The organism is Mesorhizobium sp. L-8-10 (genome assembly GCF_016756635.1).
Classification (GTDB): domain Bacteria; phylum Pseudomonadota; class Alphaproteobacteria; order Rhizobiales; family Rhizobiaceae.
Window position 1 is genome coordinate 3,731,019 of sequence record NZ_AP023263.1, and the last position, 15,689, is coordinate 3,746,707.

The 15,689-nt window shown below is 63.5% G+C and carries 12 protein-coding genes, 1 tRNA gene and 1 pseudogene; 9 read left to right on the forward strand and 5 right to left on the reverse strand.

Annotated elements, in window-relative coordinates; genetic code table 11:
• Positions 1-81 precede the first annotated feature (81 nt).
• Genes JN280_RS17330 through JN280_RS17340 form a run of 3 tightly spaced genes read right to left on the reverse strand, consistent with a single transcriptional unit; the run spans position 82 to position 3,229 of the window.
• Positions 82-1,584, reverse strand: a complete 1,503-nt coding sequence (locus JN280_RS17330) for an aldehyde dehydrogenase (protein ID WP_202313825.1) — start codon at positions 1,582-1,584, stop codon at positions 82-84.
• Positions 1,581-2,510 (reverse strand): dihydrodipicolinate synthase family protein, encoded by a 930-nt coding sequence (locus JN280_RS17335; protein WP_202313827.1) that lies wholly within the window; start codon positions 2,508-2,510, stop codon positions 1,581-1,583. Before JN280_RS17335 ends, JN280_RS17330 begins: the two co-directional genes overlap by 4 nt.
• Positions 2,507-3,229, reverse strand: a complete 723-nt coding sequence (locus tag JN280_RS17340; protein WP_202313829.1) for a GntR family transcriptional regulator — start codon at positions 3,227-3,229, stop codon at positions 2,507-2,509. The genes JN280_RS17335 and JN280_RS17340 overlap by 4 nt, the downstream gene beginning before the upstream one ends.
• Positions 3,230-3,653: 424 nt before the next feature.
• Here JN280_RS17340 and JN280_RS17345 point away from each other — a divergent pair, with 424 nt between their 5' ends.
• From JN280_RS17345 to JN280_RS17365, 5 genes are all read left to right on the forward strand, one after another.
• Positions 3,654-4,505 carry a glycine betaine ABC transporter substrate-binding protein gene (locus tag JN280_RS17345; protein ID WP_202313831.1) on the forward strand — a complete coding sequence of 284 codons (852 nt, stop codon included), beginning with the start codon at positions 3,654-3,656 and terminating at the stop codon, positions 4,503-4,505.
• A 91-nt stretch (positions 4,506-4,596) separates the two neighbouring features.
• Entirely contained in the window at positions 4,597-5,688 is a 1,092-nt protein-coding gene (locus JN280_RS17350) for a quaternary amine ABC transporter ATP-binding protein (protein ID WP_202313834.1), read from the forward strand.
• Positions 5,689-5,703: 15 nt separating this feature from the next.
• A complete protein-coding gene (locus JN280_RS17355; RefSeq protein WP_202313836.1) occupies positions 5,704-6,552 on the forward strand; it encodes an ABC transporter permease in 849 nt (282 codons plus the stop codon).
• A complete protein-coding gene (locus JN280_RS17360) occupies positions 6,549-7,403 on the forward strand; it encodes an ABC transporter permease (RefSeq protein WP_202313838.1) in 855 nt (284 codons plus the stop codon). Before JN280_RS17355 ends, JN280_RS17360 begins: the two co-directional genes overlap by 4 nt.
• A gap of 34 nt (positions 7,404-7,437) precedes the next feature.
• Positions 7,438-8,421, forward strand: coding sequence for a GlxA family transcriptional regulator (locus JN280_RS17365; protein WP_202313850.1), 984 nt, complete (start codon positions 7,438-7,440; stop codon positions 8,419-8,421).
• Positions 8,422-8,942: 521 nt separating this feature from the next.
• Here JN280_RS17365 and JN280_RS17370 read toward each other — a convergent pair.
• Positions 8,943-9,018, reverse strand: a tRNA-Ile gene (locus JN280_RS17370).
• A 112-nt stretch (positions 9,019-9,130) separates the two neighbouring features.
• Between JN280_RS17370 and JN280_RS17375 the strand changes: the two genes are divergently transcribed.
• Positions 9,131-9,844 carry an SIMPL domain-containing protein gene (locus JN280_RS17375; RefSeq protein WP_202313851.1) on the forward strand — a complete coding sequence of 238 codons (714 nt, stop codon included), beginning with the start codon at positions 9,131-9,133 and terminating at the stop codon, positions 9,842-9,844.
• A 127-nt stretch (positions 9,845-9,971) separates the two neighbouring features.
• Here the strand turns inward: JN280_RS17375 and JN280_RS17380 are convergent, their stop codons facing one another.
• Positions 9,972-11,384: a helix-turn-helix domain-containing protein gene (locus JN280_RS17380; RefSeq protein WP_202313852.1), complete on the reverse strand. Its 1,413-nt coding sequence runs from the start codon at positions 11,382-11,384 to the stop codon at positions 9,972-9,974.
• A 129-nt stretch (positions 11,385-11,513) separates the two neighbouring features.
• On the opposite strand from JN280_RS17380, the gene JN280_RS17385 reads away from it, so the two are divergent.
• The 3 genes and pseudogenes from JN280_RS17385 to JN280_RS17395 all read left to right on the forward strand — a co-directional run bounded on the left by JN280_RS17385 (position 11,514) and on the right by JN280_RS17395 (position 15,688).
• On the forward strand, positions 11,514-12,095 hold the full coding sequence (locus JN280_RS17385) for a biotin transporter BioY (RefSeq protein WP_202313853.1): 582 nt from the start codon (positions 11,514-11,516) through the stop codon (positions 12,093-12,095).
• Positions 12,095-13,617 (forward strand): annotated as a pseudogene (locus JN280_RS17390) (acyl-CoA carboxylase subunit beta). The gene JN280_RS17385 and the pseudogene JN280_RS17390 overlap by 1 nt, the downstream one beginning before the upstream one ends.
• Positions 13,618-13,684: 67 nt before the next feature.
• Entirely contained in the window at positions 13,685-15,688 is a 2,004-nt protein-coding gene (locus JN280_RS17395; protein WP_202313854.1) for an acetyl-CoA carboxylase biotin carboxylase subunit, read from the forward strand.
• The last annotated feature ends 1 nt before the right edge of the window (position 15,689 follow it).

Below are 15,689 nucleotides of genomic sequence, written 5' to 3' on the forward strand. Positions count from 1 at the left end.
GGGCCGCAGCCTGTGGCCCGAGTATGGCGTTCCAGGCTGCCGGCCCCAGTTGGACCGGCAGCCGTCTGGCGGAATAGCTGCTCAATCCACGGCCTCATCCGCATTGTCGCTGAGGTCGATCCAGATGGTCTTCAGCTGGGTATATTGGTCGTGAGCATGGATAGAGTTGTCGCGCCCGCCAAAGCCCGACTGCTTGAAGCCACCGAACGGCGTCGTGATATCGCCCTCGCCGAAGCTGTTCACGGTGACCGTGCCCGCCCGCAGGCTGCGGGCGCCGCGAATGGCGCGTTTGGCATTGGCGGTGTAGATCGAGGCGCAGAGGCCATATTCCGTGTCGTTGGCGATCGCGATGGCCTCGTCGAAGCCGGAGACCTCGATCACCGACAGCACCGGGCCGAAGATCTCTTCGCGGGCCAGCACGGAATCGTTGCCCGTCACCTCGACCACGGTCGGCTCGACGAAGGCGCCCTTTTGGGTCTTGCCGCCAAGGATCAGCTTTTCGGCCTTTTCCAGATAGGAGCAGACCTTGTCGTAATGGGCCTTGCTCACCAGCGCGCCCACCCGGATCTCGGGGTCCAGCGGATCGCCGACGTTCCACTCCTTGACATGGTGGGCGATGCGTTCGAGCAGCGCCTTCTTCACCTGCCTGTGGACGATAAGCCGCGAGGAGGCCGAGCAGTTCTCGCCCATGTTCCAGAAGGCGCCATTGACGATATGCGCCGCGACACGGTCGAGGTTTTCGGCATCGTCCATGACGATGGCCGGGTTCTTGCCGCCCATTTCGAGCACGACTTCCTTCGCGTTCGATTCGGCAGAATAGGTCAGGAAGCGCTTGCCGGTGACGGTCGAACCGGTGAAGGAGACCATGTCGATACCCATGTGCCGCCCGATGGGCTCGCCCACCTCCGCGCCGCTACCGGTAACGACGTTCAGCACGCCGCGCGGCAAACCGGCCTCGGATGCCAGTTCGGCCACGCGAAGCGCGGTCAGCGTGGTCTCGGCAGCCGGTTTCAGTACGATCGAGCAACCTGCCGCCAACGCCGGAGCGATTTTCCAGGCCATCATCAGAAGCGGGAAGTTCCAAGGCACCACCAGCCCCACCACGCCGACGGGTTCGCGCACCACCATGGCGATGTGGTTGTCCGAGGCCGGGGAGACCTGATCGTAGATCTTGTCGATCAGTTCGGCGTGCCACTTGATGCAGTGGATCGATTCAGGAACATCCACGGTTTCACAGTCGTAGATGGTCTTGCCGCTGTCGAGGCTTTCCATGACGGCAAGCTCGCGCGCATTGCGCTTCATCAGCGTGCACAGGCGGATCAGTACGTCCTTGCGCGCGGCAGGGTGCAGCTTCGACCAGCGGCCGTCCTCGAACGCTTCACGGGCTTTCGATACTGCGAAGTCCACATCCTCCTGACCACAGGCGGAGATCTCGGCCAGGACCTCGCCGGTAGCGGGATTGACGCTGGTGAAGGTCTTGCCGGAGGCCGCGGGGCGGAACGCGCCGTCGATGAAGGCGGCGTTCGGCAGGTTCAGCCCGGCGGCGATGGCCTTGTATTCCTCGGTTGTCAGAAGATCGGTCATTCGGCAGCTCTCAGTACGGACGTGGTTTCGGCATCAATGGCGGCGACAGTTCGCTTGAGGACGCACACAACCTGCTCGAGGGATCGCTTGTCATCCTTGTTCAACGCCTTCAGTGGCGGGCGCGGCGGGCCGGCGAAAAGACCGTTCATCTCGCAGCCGTGCTTGATGCACTGGATGAACTTGCCGCCCTGTTCGAGGACGCGCATGAGCGGCGTCAGCGCCGACATGATCCGGCGTCCTTTGTCGAAATCGCCCTCGACCGCGCAAGCCTTCCACAGGGCGATATGCTCGGCGGGCAGGAAGTTCGACCCGCCGCAGACCCAGGAGCGCGCGCCCCAGGCGAAGAATTCCAGCGCCTGATCGTCCATGCCGCAGGACATCTGGACATGCGGATAGTCGCGCGCCAGAAGGTGCACGCGGTTGATGTCGCCCGAGCTTTCCTTGATGGCGCGGAAGTTGCGGCTGCGGCCGACGCGGTTGAGGAACTCCTCGCCCATGTTGATGCCCATCCGACCTGGATAGTTGTAGAGCATGATCGGCAGGTTGGCGGCCCGGTCGATGGCGAGTGCGTTGAGCGCGTTTTCACGCTCTGTTGGAACTGCATAGGGCGGCGAGCCGACGAGGATGGCGTCTGCGCCGATGCTGGCCGCCGTCTCGGCCATCATGATTGAGTCCGCCAGGCGGATCGCGACGGTGCCGACGATCAGCGGCACTCGGCCCGCGATCACCTGCTTGGCGAGCTTTGCCATTTCGACGCGCTCGTCCATCGACTGGGCGTAATACTCGCCGGTCGAGCCGCCGTTGATAATGCCGTGAACGCCGGAAGCGATCAGGTATTCGATCATCGCGGCGAAGGCGCCGCGATCGATGCTGCCGTCCTCACGATGAGGCGTGATGACGGGCGTGTAGATGCCCTCGAACTTCATGAGGCTCCTCTCTGCTCCTGGACACCCGGTGCGCGGCCCAGCGGGATCTGGATGCTTGCGGGCGTGACAAAACTTTCGATCTCGGCGCGCGACAGCTCCCAATGCGAGATAGCAAGGTCGGCGGCCGCATCGGCGTCGCCTGCCTCGATCAGCGCGATGAACTGGTCGTGCTGGTCGGCGGCGACCGCGCGCTGCTCGGCTAGCGCTCTGTTGCGAAGGTTGTAAAAGGTCATGCCGATCCGGGTGTGGTCGATCAGCAGGCGGCGCAGGCTCGGCGTCAGGAATTCGTTGTCCGCCATCTCGCCGATGATCGCGTGGAAGCGCTCGTTCATCAACGCGCGCTCGGCCGTATCACCATCCCGGATCGCAGCGCGAAAGAGTAGCTGCGTGTCCTTGAGCCGCTTGATCTGGTTTGGTTTCGCGTTTTCGGCGGCCAACCGCGTCACGGCGGCATAGATCATCGGTGCGGCGACGAAGAAATTCCTGAGCGTCTTGTGCGTCATCGGCGCGACCTGCGCGCCGCGATTTTCGTGAAGCACCACATGGCCGTCGCCCGCGAGCTGGCGCAGGACCTCGCGCAGCGGCGGGCGGGAAATCCGGTAAGCTTCGGAGATCCTTGTCTCGTCGAGATAGCTGCCGGGCTCAAGTTCCTGGGTGAGGATCCGCCGCCGCAGATCCTCCAGACAGGCCGCCTTTCTGCTCCTGTTGTCGTCACTCACTGAACGCCTCCCGTCTGACCATGTCTCGTCCGAAGCATCCCAGATAACATCTCGCTCTTTGTAGTCTCAGAAAATACATCTTGTCTACAATGATTTTTTGTGCTCTTGATGCCGCCAAGGGAGGAGCCGCATGACCGAAAACGACACGAGAAGCCGTCATCGGCTGCAAAAGCATTTGGAAGGCCCCCGGTAGGCTGTCGCGCCAAGCGACGGACTAAAACCGGAAGCCGAAGCCTCGAAAACACGGACAGCCGATGACGGGCGCGTCGCCGCCGAACCTTTGTCTCCGCCCAGCAATCCGTCGGTTGTTCGTTTGCAGGAATTGCGTACCGGTCAGAAGACCCAAACCGGGAAGCGCGCAAATCTCGAGGGCTGAATAAGCGGTCTTCGAAGGACAAGGGGTAACAAGGAAGAGGAGTACGCTATGAAGCCACTTTGGAAAGCGCTCTGCGCTGCCGCAATGGTCGGCATGACCATGCTGTCCGCTCACGCGGAGGAAAAGACCATTACCGTGGGCACGATGTCCTGGGAGGACCTCACTCCTATCACCGGCATCACCAAGAAAGTGCTCGAAGACGCCGGCTACATCGTCGAGGTGACCGAGTTTTCCGAGTGGGGCATCGCCTACGCAGCGCTCAGCAAGGGCGACGTCCAGATCCTCGCCTCACAGACCGACTACGTGGCGCACGACTACTGGGACAAGAACAAGAACCGTCTGGAGAAGATCTCTCCGGTTTCGCATGGGCTCTATCAGGCGATTGCCGTGCCGCACTACGTGACCATCGACTCGTTGGAGCAGTTGAATGAGAACGCCGACAAGTTCGGCGGCAAGATCGTCGGCATCGAGCCCGGTTCGGGCCTGATGCGCGATGCAGCGGAGTCCGTCAAAGCGTACGACCTCAAGCTTCAACTGGTAGAAGGCAGCACCGCCGCGATGACAGCGGCCCTCAAGTCGGCGGTCGACCGCCAGGAGTGGATCGCGGTCACCGTCTGGGAGCCCTCCTGGATGATGCAGAAGTATCCGGTCAAGTTTCTCAAGGACCCCAAGGGTATCTTCCCGCCGGCCCAAAGCTACTACTGGATCGGCCAAAAGGGGTTCTCGGCGGAGTATCCGCATGCCCGCGAGGTCATCGCCAGCGTCTATGTGCCTCTCGCCGACATCACCGCGATCAACGGCGCGGTCAGCGACGGCAAGACGATGGACGAGGCCGTCAAGGACTGGACCGACAGCCACGCCGAGCTCCTGAAGCGCTGGGAAAACATCAAGAGCCAGTAATTGCCGAAACCGCGGGCCGTCGCAGTCGGCGGCCCGCTCCGGAACTTCGAAAACATGAAGGCCAGCGTCAGGCCGGCTCACGGGGAACGCAATGAACACTACGATGAATGACTCCAACGAGGTGTTGGTCGACTGCCAGTCCGTGTGGAAGATTTTCGGCGGTCGTGCTCCGGCCGCCGTCAAGGCCGTCTCCGAACGCGGGCTGTCCAAGAAGCAGGTACTGCAGGAGTTCGACTGCGTGGTGGGTGTCTCAGACGCGAGCCTCCAAGTCCGCCGCGGCGAAATCTTCTGCGTCATGGGCCTCTCGGGAAGCGGCAAGTCGACGCTGATCCGCCTCCTTAACCGTCTGGTCGAACCGAGCCTCGGCAAGATCACGGTGAAAGGCAGGGAGATCGCAAAGCTCAATGCCGCTGAACTCCGCGAGATGCGCGCCCGCAACATCGGTATGGTGTTTCAGAGCGTGGCGCTCCTCCCCCACCGGACGGTTCTTGAAAACGCCGCCTTCGGTCTCGAGGTGCGCGGCGTCGCGAAAGACGAGCGCAACAAGACGGCCCGTGCGGCTCTCGAAAAGGTCGGGCTTGCCGATTGGACGTCAAGGTATCCAGCCGAACTGTCCGGCGGCATGCAGCAGCGTGTCGGTCTTGCCCGGGCGCTTGCTGCCGACCCTGAGATCATCCTCATGGACGAGCCGTTCAGCGCCCTCGATCCGCTGATCCGCCGCCAGCTGCAAGACGAATTCCGCCAACTGACGAAGTCGCTCGGCAAGTCAGCCGTCTTCATCACTCATGACCTCGAGGAAGCCATCCGCATCGGCGACCGCATCGCAATCATGAAGGACGGAGTCATCGTCCAAGTCGGAACGGCGGAGCAAATTGTAGCCAAACCTGCCGACGATTACGTGTCCGATTTCGTGGCGGGCATATCCAGGATCCACCTGGTCAGGGCGCAATCGGTGATGCGACCCGTTGCCGAATTCAAGAGCTCGCAGCCGCACTGCGACGTGAATACGCTTCTTCAGGCTTCGCCGGAGGCCGACATTGGCGAGCTCATCGACCTCACCATGCAGTCCGATCGCGACGCTGTCGCAGTCGTCGATAGCGGTGCCGTCGTCGGCGTCGTCACCACCCGTGGCTTGCTCCGCGGTGTTGCCGGGAAGCCCGCCGGAGAGCTCGTTGCGGCATAGCTCGGGAGGAGCGAAATGGACACCTCAGTCATTGCGGACACTTTCGATACCTGGACGGACGACGCGCTCGTTTGGATCAGCGACAACGGCGAATGGTTGTTCGAATATGTCAGGTCCGTGCTAGAAGGGACCTACGGCGGCGTCCTGTGGTTGCTGCAGCTCGCACCGTTTTACGTCATCGCGGTCATCGCGGCGTTGCTCGGATGGCGATTGATCAACGCTTTGGCGGGCGCCCTCGCCGGGCTCGCCTTGATCTTCTGCGCGGTCATGGGGCTCTGGGCCGAAACCATGAGCACATTGGCCCTGGTGATAACCGCCACCATCCTCGCGCTTCTCGTCGGCATTCCCGTCGGGATCGTAGCGGGCTTCGTCGGGTCACTCGACCGATTGCTGGAACCGGTGCTCGACCTGATCCAGACCATGCCGCCCTACATCTACCTTCTGCCTGCGATCGCGCTTTTGGGCTATGGGCCTGCGACCGCGCTCGTGGCCACCTTCATCGTCGCGATGCCACCTGCCATCCGCCTGACCTCCCTGGGCATCCGGATGACGCCGCGCGAATTCATCGAGCTGGGCCAGGCGAGTGGCCTGACGCCGTGGCAGATGTTCGTCAAGATCAGGCTTCCTTTCGCCGTCCCAAGTGTGATGGCGGGGATCAACCAGAGTCTCATGATGGCATTCGGCATGGTTGTCATCGCCGGCATCGTCGGTTCCGGAGGCCTCGGAGAGACAATCTACGGAGCCGTACGCACGCTCGACATCGCCACCTCGATAAACGCCGCCATCGCGATCGTCATCCTGACCATGGTGCTCGACAGGTTCACGCAGAGCGTGGCGCGCCCCTCCAGGGGAGGCGCAAGATGAACGCCGACCTGCTCAACTTTTCGCCGGGTGCGTACCTCGCCCCCGCCGTGGATTGGTTGAACACCAACTTCCATCCGTTCTTCTCTGCGGTGACCAGGCTGATCGAGGCGGTTTTGGGCGGCATTGAAACAGTTCTGCTGTACCCGCCGTCCTATGCATTGATCGCCGTGGCGGTCCTTCTCGCGGCGTTCTTTGTCAGCTTCCGGGTCGCGGCCGTGACCGCCATCGCGCTCGCGTTCTGCCTGCTGGTGGGGCTGTGGATACCCTCGATGCAGACGCTGGCGCTGGTGACCGTGGCGGTGATCATCTCGGTCTCGATCGCCTTCCCGCTCGGTATCCTGGCGTCTCGCTACAGGACGTTCGAGGCCGCGATCCGTCCCGTACTGGACATCATGCAGACGGTGCCGCCGTGGGTCTATCTTATCCCCGCCGTCATGATTTTCAGCTTGGGCCGCGTCCCGGCGATCATCGCGACGATCGTCTACGGCATTCCACCGATGCTGCGCCTGACGACGCTGGCCTTCAACCAGGTGCCGAAGGACCTCCTGGAACTCGGCCGGGCGACCGGGGCTTCGCCGCGATCGATTCTATTCAAGATCGAAATCCCTTCAGCCACCCCCACACTTCTGGTCGGTCTCAACCAATGCATTCTGCTCTCGCTGGCAATGGTCGTGCTGGCCGGTCTCGTAGGCGCGGGAGGTCTCGGAGCCGAGGTGACGCGGGGGTTGACGCGCATGGAAATGGGTTTGGGTCTCCGGGCCGGGTTAGCCATCGTTGCCATCGCCATCCTGCTCGACCGGCTCTCCCGGGGCGCGCTGCAACGCCGGCAAGCGTCTGCCGGCACCGCGTAAGAGTCGATCGCCATGCGCCGCAGCGGAGGTTTACATGGACCCTTCACATCCGGACAAGCTCAAGATCGGGTTCATACTGGCGCGCTCGTTCACGCTGTCCGCATTCGCCCTGTTTGTGGACACGCTGCGGCTTGCCAGCGATGAGCTGGACCGGTCCGGTCGCGTGGCGGCCGATTGGCAGGTGCTCGGCAGCACTCGCAACCTGATTACCTCGAGTTGCGGGGTGTCGGTGGCGCCGACCTCGGGTCTGATCGACCCTGGGCAGTTTCACTACATTGTCGTGGTTGGCGGACTTTTGAACGCCGACGAGCCCATAGATCGCCAGACCGTCGAATACCTGAAGAGGGCCGCTGCCGCCAAGGTATCATTGATCGGCCTCTGCACCGGTTCATTTATCCTCGCGGAGGCAGGCTTGATGAAGCGCCATCAGGCTTGCGTCAGTTGGCTGCACGTACGCATTTATCGGGAACGCTTTCCCGATCATCCAGCCCGTTCCAACCGGATCTTCAATCTGGAGGGGAGGCGTGGCTCGTGCGCGGGAGGCAGCAGCGCGGCCGACATGGCCGCATCGATTGTGCGTCGCTTCATCAGCAAGGACGCAGAGCGCAATGCCCTGGAAGTCCTGCAAATCGACAGGGCGCGTCCGCCGCTCCATGTCCAGCCTCGGCGGCCACTCTATGAGGATTTTCGGGATACGCGCGTCAAAGCCGCGCTCGTCAACATGGAACAGAACCTCGACGGCGGGCTGACGATCGAAGCTCTTGCGGCAAAGGTCGGCCTGTCACGCCGGCAACTCGAACGAGTGTTCCAAGAGAAGGCCGGGATGTCACCTGCCCAGGCCTATGCCCGTGTCAGGATGGGGCATGCAAAGCTGCTGATTACGCAAACGAAAGCACCGATGATAGAAGTGGCGCTCGACGTCGGCTTCGAAAACGCCTCGCATTTCACGAGGATCTTCAAAAGGATTCACGGCCAGACGCCCTCGGAGGCCAGGGCAATGGCCGAGTTGGCTGACTAAGCATACAACAACAAATCGTGTATGCGAGTTGTGATCTCGCAAGCACTGTAACTCTCCCTACCGAGCCCGTGATGAAGTCCGCGCTGCGATTGCAATCCCTGGGCCATGCAGTTTTGCGCCGGGTGCCGGCTCCTGGATCCGCAGTCGACGGCACGCAGACGTACCTCGAGATTGATCCTCAGCGCGCCTTTCGAGGGAACCGCAGTCACGAGATTCGGGGAGGAGAACTCTGGTGAACAGCGAAGGTTGGTCTGTACGAATAGCGTCGCCCGACCTTCGCTAGTTGCCGAACAGATAGCAGAAGCGGTACTGCATTCGGTACTGCGCGGCGCGCATTGCATTTTTCAACTAGCTTAAGTATTGAAATTGCTCATCTTTTCCCTCTCGATCCGTCCAATTCATCATTGGCCCGACTGCCAGCTATCGGCTACCGTCTCGTTCGGCGCACACAGGGGGTTCGAGTCCACGTTGTGAGCCCGCCAGAAAAAATGCAACGAAATCAAATAGTTATGCGCATGTAATGGTGGGCCCGGAGGGACTCGAACCCCCAACCAAGCGGTTATGAGCCGCCGGCTCTAACCATTGAGCTACAGGCCCCACGCGGCTTGGCTTAGTTGCTTTTTTCCGTCCGCACAAGACGTTGCCGCAATCGGTACATAATCGGCTACTATCCGAGGTTGCCGACAGGGCTTGTTACATGGAGACCACAATGACGATGAAATTGTCCGCCCTCGCTCTCGCTGCAGCGATGGCCTTGCCGACCGTCGCGGGAGCAGCGGAAGCGCCCACGCCGCCGCGCGTGGTGGTGATCGGCGAAGGCGAGGCTGCGGTGGCGCCCGACATGGCGATCCTGTCGCTCACGGTCATGCGTGAGGCGGCCACGGCGCGTGAGGCGCTCGACGCCAACAACGACGCCATGGCCGCGGTCATCGCGGCGATGAAGGCGGCCGGCATCGAGGAGCGGGACCTGCAGACGGCCGGCGTCCAGATCATGCCGCGCTACGACTACACCAACAAGCCGGACGGCACCCAGGAGGCGAAGCTCGCCGCCTATCAGGTCTCCAACACGCTGTCGGTGCGCGTGCGCGACATCGCCAAGACCGGCGAGGTGCTCGACAAATCCGTCTCGCTCGGCGTGAACCAGGGCGGCGGCATCACCTTCACCAACGACGACCCTGCGGCCGTCATCACCGAGGCCCGCAAGAAGGCCGTCGCCGATGCGATCGCCAAGGCGCGCACCCTGACAGAAGCCGCCGGCGTCTCGCTCGGCAAGATCCTGGAGATCTCGGAAATGTCCTTTGCGTCGCCGCCTATGCCTTACATGGCCAAGGCGATGCGCGCCGAGGACGCGGGTGCGGCGCCGGTCCAGGCGGGCGAGAATTCCTACAAGGTGCAGGTCAGCGTCACTTTCGAACTGAAATGATGTGAGGCGAGCTGAAATGACGTGAGGCGCGGAGGGAACGAGATACGCCTGCGGGGCGGAGCGTTCCCGACGCCAAAAGCCCCCGGAGGCGCGAGCCCCGGGGGCTTTTGCTTGAGATCATCCCCGCCTACATCAGCGCATAGGGCAGCATGCCGCGCCTGTTGTGGTCCACGGCCAGGCGGCGCTTGAGCGGTGGCACGGCGCGCTGGGCGCAATCGGTGCGCTCGCAGATCCGGCACGATATGCCGATCGGGTCGAAGGCGGAGCGGGCGGTCAGGTCGAGGCCGTCGGCATAGACGAAGTCGCCGGCATAGGAGATCTCGCAGCCGAGCGCGATGGCGTATCGGCGCTGGACCGCGTTGAAGCCGCCGCCCGATTTGGCGATCTCCGTCGCTACGCTGAGATAGCGCACCCCGTCTGGTGTCTCCGCGAGTTGGCGGATGATGCGGCCCGGCATCTCAAAGGCTTGGTGCGCGTTCCAAAGCGGGCAGGCCGCGCCGTAGCGCGCGAATTGCAGCCGGGCCGCGCTGTGGCGCTTGGTGATGTTGCCGGCCCGGTCGATGCGGGCGAAGAACACCGGCACGCCCTTCATGCCGGAGCGCTGCAAGGTGGAGAGCCGGTGCGCGACCTGCTCGAGGCTCGCGCCGAAACGCGCGGCGAGCAGTTCGAGGTCATGGCGCAGTTCCCTGGCGGCGGCCAGGAACGGCTGATAGGGCAAGGTGAGCGCGCCGGCGAAATAGTTCTGCAGGCCGATCCGGCATATCTCGACCGCTTCCGGCGTCCGGAACTCGGCGCGCCGGGCGATCGCGTCGATTTCGGCCTCGAGTTCCAGCGCGGCGATCTGGAAGGCCATCTGGAAGCTGCGTGTGGCGGCCGGCGCATAGGGGCTGAGGAACAGTGCCCGCGCCGCCGGATCGTAGCGCCTCAGGATCTCCTCGTTCGGTCCGGCCTTGAGCAGGCGGACACGGTGCTGTGTCTCCAGATGTTCCGCCAGCGCGGCGACCGGATCGCGCTCGGGCAGGTCGAGACGGGCGGCGAGCCGCTCGGCGGAAACATCCAGCTCATGCACGTAGTTGTCGACGAAATGAAAGAAGTCCCGCACCTCCTCGTAAGGCGTCGGCTCCGAGAAGCTGTTGGTGCGGATCATCTGGTCGTCGAAGCTGGCGAGCTGCTCGCTGTTCAGCCGATAGGCCTGGTGACAGGAGATCAGCGCATGCGCGAAGCCCGGCGCATTCTGCGTGACGAGCTTCAACTCATGAAGGGTCGGCGAATAAGGGGCGAAGAGCGGATCGGCGAGCGTCTCGCTCAGCGCTGAAAGCAGCCGGTCGCTGTCGCCGGCGGAGAGCGAGGCGATGTCGATCTGGAATTTCTCGGCGAGCGACAAAAGCACGGCGGCGGAGACCGGCCGCTGGTTGTTCTCGATCTGGTTGAGATAGCTGGTCGAGATGCCGAGGCGTTCGGCGAAGGCCGCCTGCGTCGCCTTGCCGGCTTCACGCAATTCGCGCACCCGCCTGCCGATATAGAGTTTGCCTGTCGCCATGTTCGCAATTTCGCAATTCGCAACATTCAAATTTCTACACTACGCTTTTGCACCTCTTCAAATGTTTTCTTCTCGACCGCTCCGCGCTTAGAGGGGCTTTGGCCGATTGGGGCCCGAGAGGAGAGAACAATGACCCTGTTTCATGCGCTCGCGCGCCGGGACGGCGATACCGGCTTCGCGCTGAATGCGGCGACCGTCATGGTCGGCTCGCTGCTGCTCGCTCTGTCGGCGCGGATTTCCGTTCCCTTCTATCCCGTGCCGCTGACCATGCAGACTTTCGTCGTCATCGGGCTGGGTCTTGCGCTCGGGCCGTGGCGGGCCGCCGCCGCGGTGCTTCTCTATCTCGCAGAAGGCGCGGCGGGCCTTCCCGTCTTCGCCGGAACGCCCGAGAAAGGCATCGGCATCGCCTATATGATGGGACCGACCGGCGGCTATCTGGCAGGCTACCTGCCGGCGGCGCTGCTCGGCGGCTGGCTGGCCTCGCGCGGCTGGGACCGCAAGCCGCTGGGTGCCATGGCCGCGGCGCTGCTCGCAGGCGCCGTGATCTATGTGCCGGGCCTGCTGTGGCTGGGCGCGGTCATCGGCTTCGACAAGCCCGTGCTCGCCTTCGGCCTCTATCCCTTCGTTCCCGGCGACATCTGCAAAGCGCTGCTCGCCGCCGTCACCTTCCCCGCCGCCTGGAAGTGGCTCTCGGCGCGAGGCGCCAATTGATGCGCGCCGTTCTCGAACAGCTCGAAGCCCGGCGCGCCTCGGCGGCGGGCAGAAGCGCATCGACGGCCAGCACGCCAAAGGCAAGCTGACCGCCCGCGAGCGGCTGGATGTCCTGCTCGACGAGGGCTCGTTCGAAGAGTTCGACATGTATGTCACCCATCGGGCGACTGATTTCGGCATGGCTGGCCAGAAGATCGCCGGCGATGGCGTGGTCACCGGCTGGGGCACGATCAATGGCCGCCTCGTCTATGTCTTCTCGCAGGACTTCACCGTACTTGGCGGTTCGCTGTCGGAGACGCACGCCCAGAAGATCTGCAAGATCATGGACATGGCCGTGCGCAACGGCGCGCCTGTCATCGGGCTGAATGATTCCGGCGGCGCCCGCATCCAGGAAGGGGTCGCTTCGCTCGCGGGCTATGCCGACGTCTTCAAGCGCAATGTCGATGCTTCGGGCGTCATACCGCAGATCTCGGTGATCATGGGCCCTTGCGCCGGCGGCGCGGTCTATTCGCCCGCCATGACTGATTTCATCTTCATGGTGCGCGACAGCTCCTACATGTTCGTGACCGGCCCCGATGTGGTGAAGACCGTCACCAATGAGATCGTGACGGCGGAGGAACTCGGCGGCGCACGCACGCATACGGCGAAATCCTCGGTGGCGGACGGCGCGTTCGACAACGACATCGAGGCGCTGGAAGGCATTCGCAGGCTGTTCGACTTCCTGCCGCTCAGCAATCGCGACCAGCCGCCGACGCGTCCATTCCACGACGATCCCGGCCGCATCGAGATGCGGCTCGACACGCTGATCCCCGACAGCGCGAACAAGCCCTACGACATGAAGGAGCTGATCCTGGCGATATCGGACGAGGGCGATTTCTTCGAAATTCAGGAGGCCTTCGCCCGCAACATCATCGTCGGCTTCATGCGCATCGAGGGCCAGACGGTCGGAGTCGTCGCCAACCAGCCGATGGTGCTGGCCGGATGCCTCGACATCGATTCCTCGCGCAAGGCGGCGCGTTTCGTGCGCTTCTGCGACGCCTTCTCGATCCCGTTGCTCACGCTGGTCGACGTGCCGGGTTTCCTGCCGGGGACGGCGCAGGAATATGGCGGCGTCATCAAGCACGGCGCCAAGTTGCTCTTCGCCTATAGCGAGGCGACCGTGCCGATGGTCACGCTCATCACCCGCAAGGCCTATGGCGGCGCCTATGACGTCATGGCCTCGAAGCATATCGGGGCCGACATCAACTATGCCTGGCCGACGGCCGAGATCGCGGTGATGGGCGCGAAGGGAGCGACCGAGATCCTCTACCGCTCGGAGCTGGACGACCCCGCCAGGATCGCCGACCGGACCAAGGATTATGAGGAGCGCTTTGCCAATCCGTTCGTGGCGGCCGAGCGCGGCTTCATCGACGAGGTCATCATGCCGCATTCCTCACGCAAGCGCATCGCCCGGGCCTTCGCGGCGTTACGCGGCAAGTCCGTCGAGACCCGCTGGAAGAAGCACGACACCATACCGCTATGAAAGGGCGCATGACCTTGTCTAGGAACCTGGTTCCACTCATGGAGATCATGCGCGGGAGCGCCGCCTGATGTTCAAGAAGATCCTGATCGCCAATCGCGGCGAGATCGCCTGCCGCGTCATCAAGACGGCGCGGAAACTCGGCATCGAGACGGTCGCCGTCTATTCCGACGCCGACCGCGAAGCGCTGCATGTGAAAATGGCCGACGAGGCCGTGCATATCGGGCCCGCGCCGTCGAGCCAGTCCTACATCGTCATCCAGAAGATCATCGATGCGGTCCGCCGGACAGGCGCCGACGCGGTGCACCCTGGTTACGGCTTCCTGTCGGAGAACCCCAACTTCGCCGAAGCCCTCAAGGTCGAGGGCGTGACCTTCATCGGCCCGCCGCCGGTGGCGATCGAGGCGATGGGCGACAAGATCACCTCGAAGAAGATCGCCGCATCTGCCGGCGTTTCCACCGTTCCCGGCCATATGGGGTTGATCGAGGATGCCGACGAAGCGGTCAGGATCGCCCGTTCGATAGGCTATCCCGTCATGATCAAGGCTTCGGCCGGCGGCGGCGGCAAGGGCATGCGCATCGCCTGGAACGACGCGGAGGCGCGCGATGGATTTCAGTCGTCGAGGAACGAAGCGAAATCCTCCTTCGGCGACGACCGGATCTTCATCGAGAAATTCGTCACCCAGCCGCGCCACATCGAGATCCAGCTGCTGGGCGACCAGCACGGCAATCTGATCTATCTCGGCGAGCGGGAATGTTCGATCCAGCGCCGCAACCAGAAGGTCATCGAGGAGGCGCCGTCGCCTTTCCTGGATGCGGCGACCCGAAAAGCGATGGGCGAGCAGGCTGTCGCGCTGGGCAAGGCGGTCGGCTACTTCTCGGCCGGCACGGTCGAGTTCATCGTCGACGGCGACCGCAACTTCTACTTCCTCGAGATGAACACCCGCCTGCAGGTCGAACACCCGGTGACGGAACTGATCACCGGCTTCGATCTCGTGGAGGAAATGATCCGCGTGGCGGCCGGCGAGCGCCTGCGCCACAGCCAGGACGACGTGAAGCTGAATGGCTGGGCGATCGAGAGCCGGCTCTATGCCGAGGATCCCTATCGCAACTTCCTGCCGTCGATCGGCCGGCTGACGCGCTACCGCCCGCCGGTCGAGGGCAAATGCGACGACGGAACGATCGTGCGCAACGACACGGGCGTGTTCGAGGGCGGCGAGATCTCGATGTATTACGATCCGATGATCGCCAAGCTGTGCACCTGGGCGCCCGACCGGGCGACGGCAATCGAGGCGATGGGTGCCGCGCTCGATGATTTCGAGGTGGAAGGCATCGGCCATAACCTGCCGTTCCTCTCGGCCGTCATGGAGCAGGAACGCTTCCGTGCGGGCCGGCTGACGACGGCCTATATCGCGGAGGAATTCCCTGACGGCTTCTCCGGTGTCGAGCCGTCGACCGAGCAGGCCGAAAAACTGGCCGCCATCGCGGCCTTCATCGACCGGGTCACCCAGCGGCGTGACGTGCAGATATCGGGCGCGATGGACAATCATCGCCGTCAGATCGGCAATGACCGGGTGATCACGCTGGCCGACCGCTCGATTGCCGTCTCGGTGCGCGAGGAGGCCGGCCGGACGATTGTCGAACCGGAAGGCGGCCGGGCGATATCAGTCGCTTCCGACTGGCTCCCCGGGCGCACCCGTGCCGCTTTCGACCTCGACGGCGCCGTCGTCGGCGTCAAGGTCGCGCCGTCGGGCAGCGGCTGGCGGCTGCGCTGCCGCGGCGTCGACCTCGTGGTCCATGTACGCGGTCACCGTGTCGCGGCGCTCGCTCGGCTGATGCCGAAAAAGCTGCCGCCGGATCTGTCGCGCTCGCTGCTCTGCCCGATGCCTGGGGTCGTCACCTCGATCGCGGTCAGCGCAGGCGACACGGTCGAGGCCGGCCAGGTGCTGGCGACGGTCGAGGCGATGAAGATGGAGAACGTGCTGCGCGCCGAACGCCGCGCGACGGTGCGGCTGATCGCGGCGAAGGCGGGCGCCAGCCTCGCGGTGGACGAATTGATCATGGAATTCGAGTGAG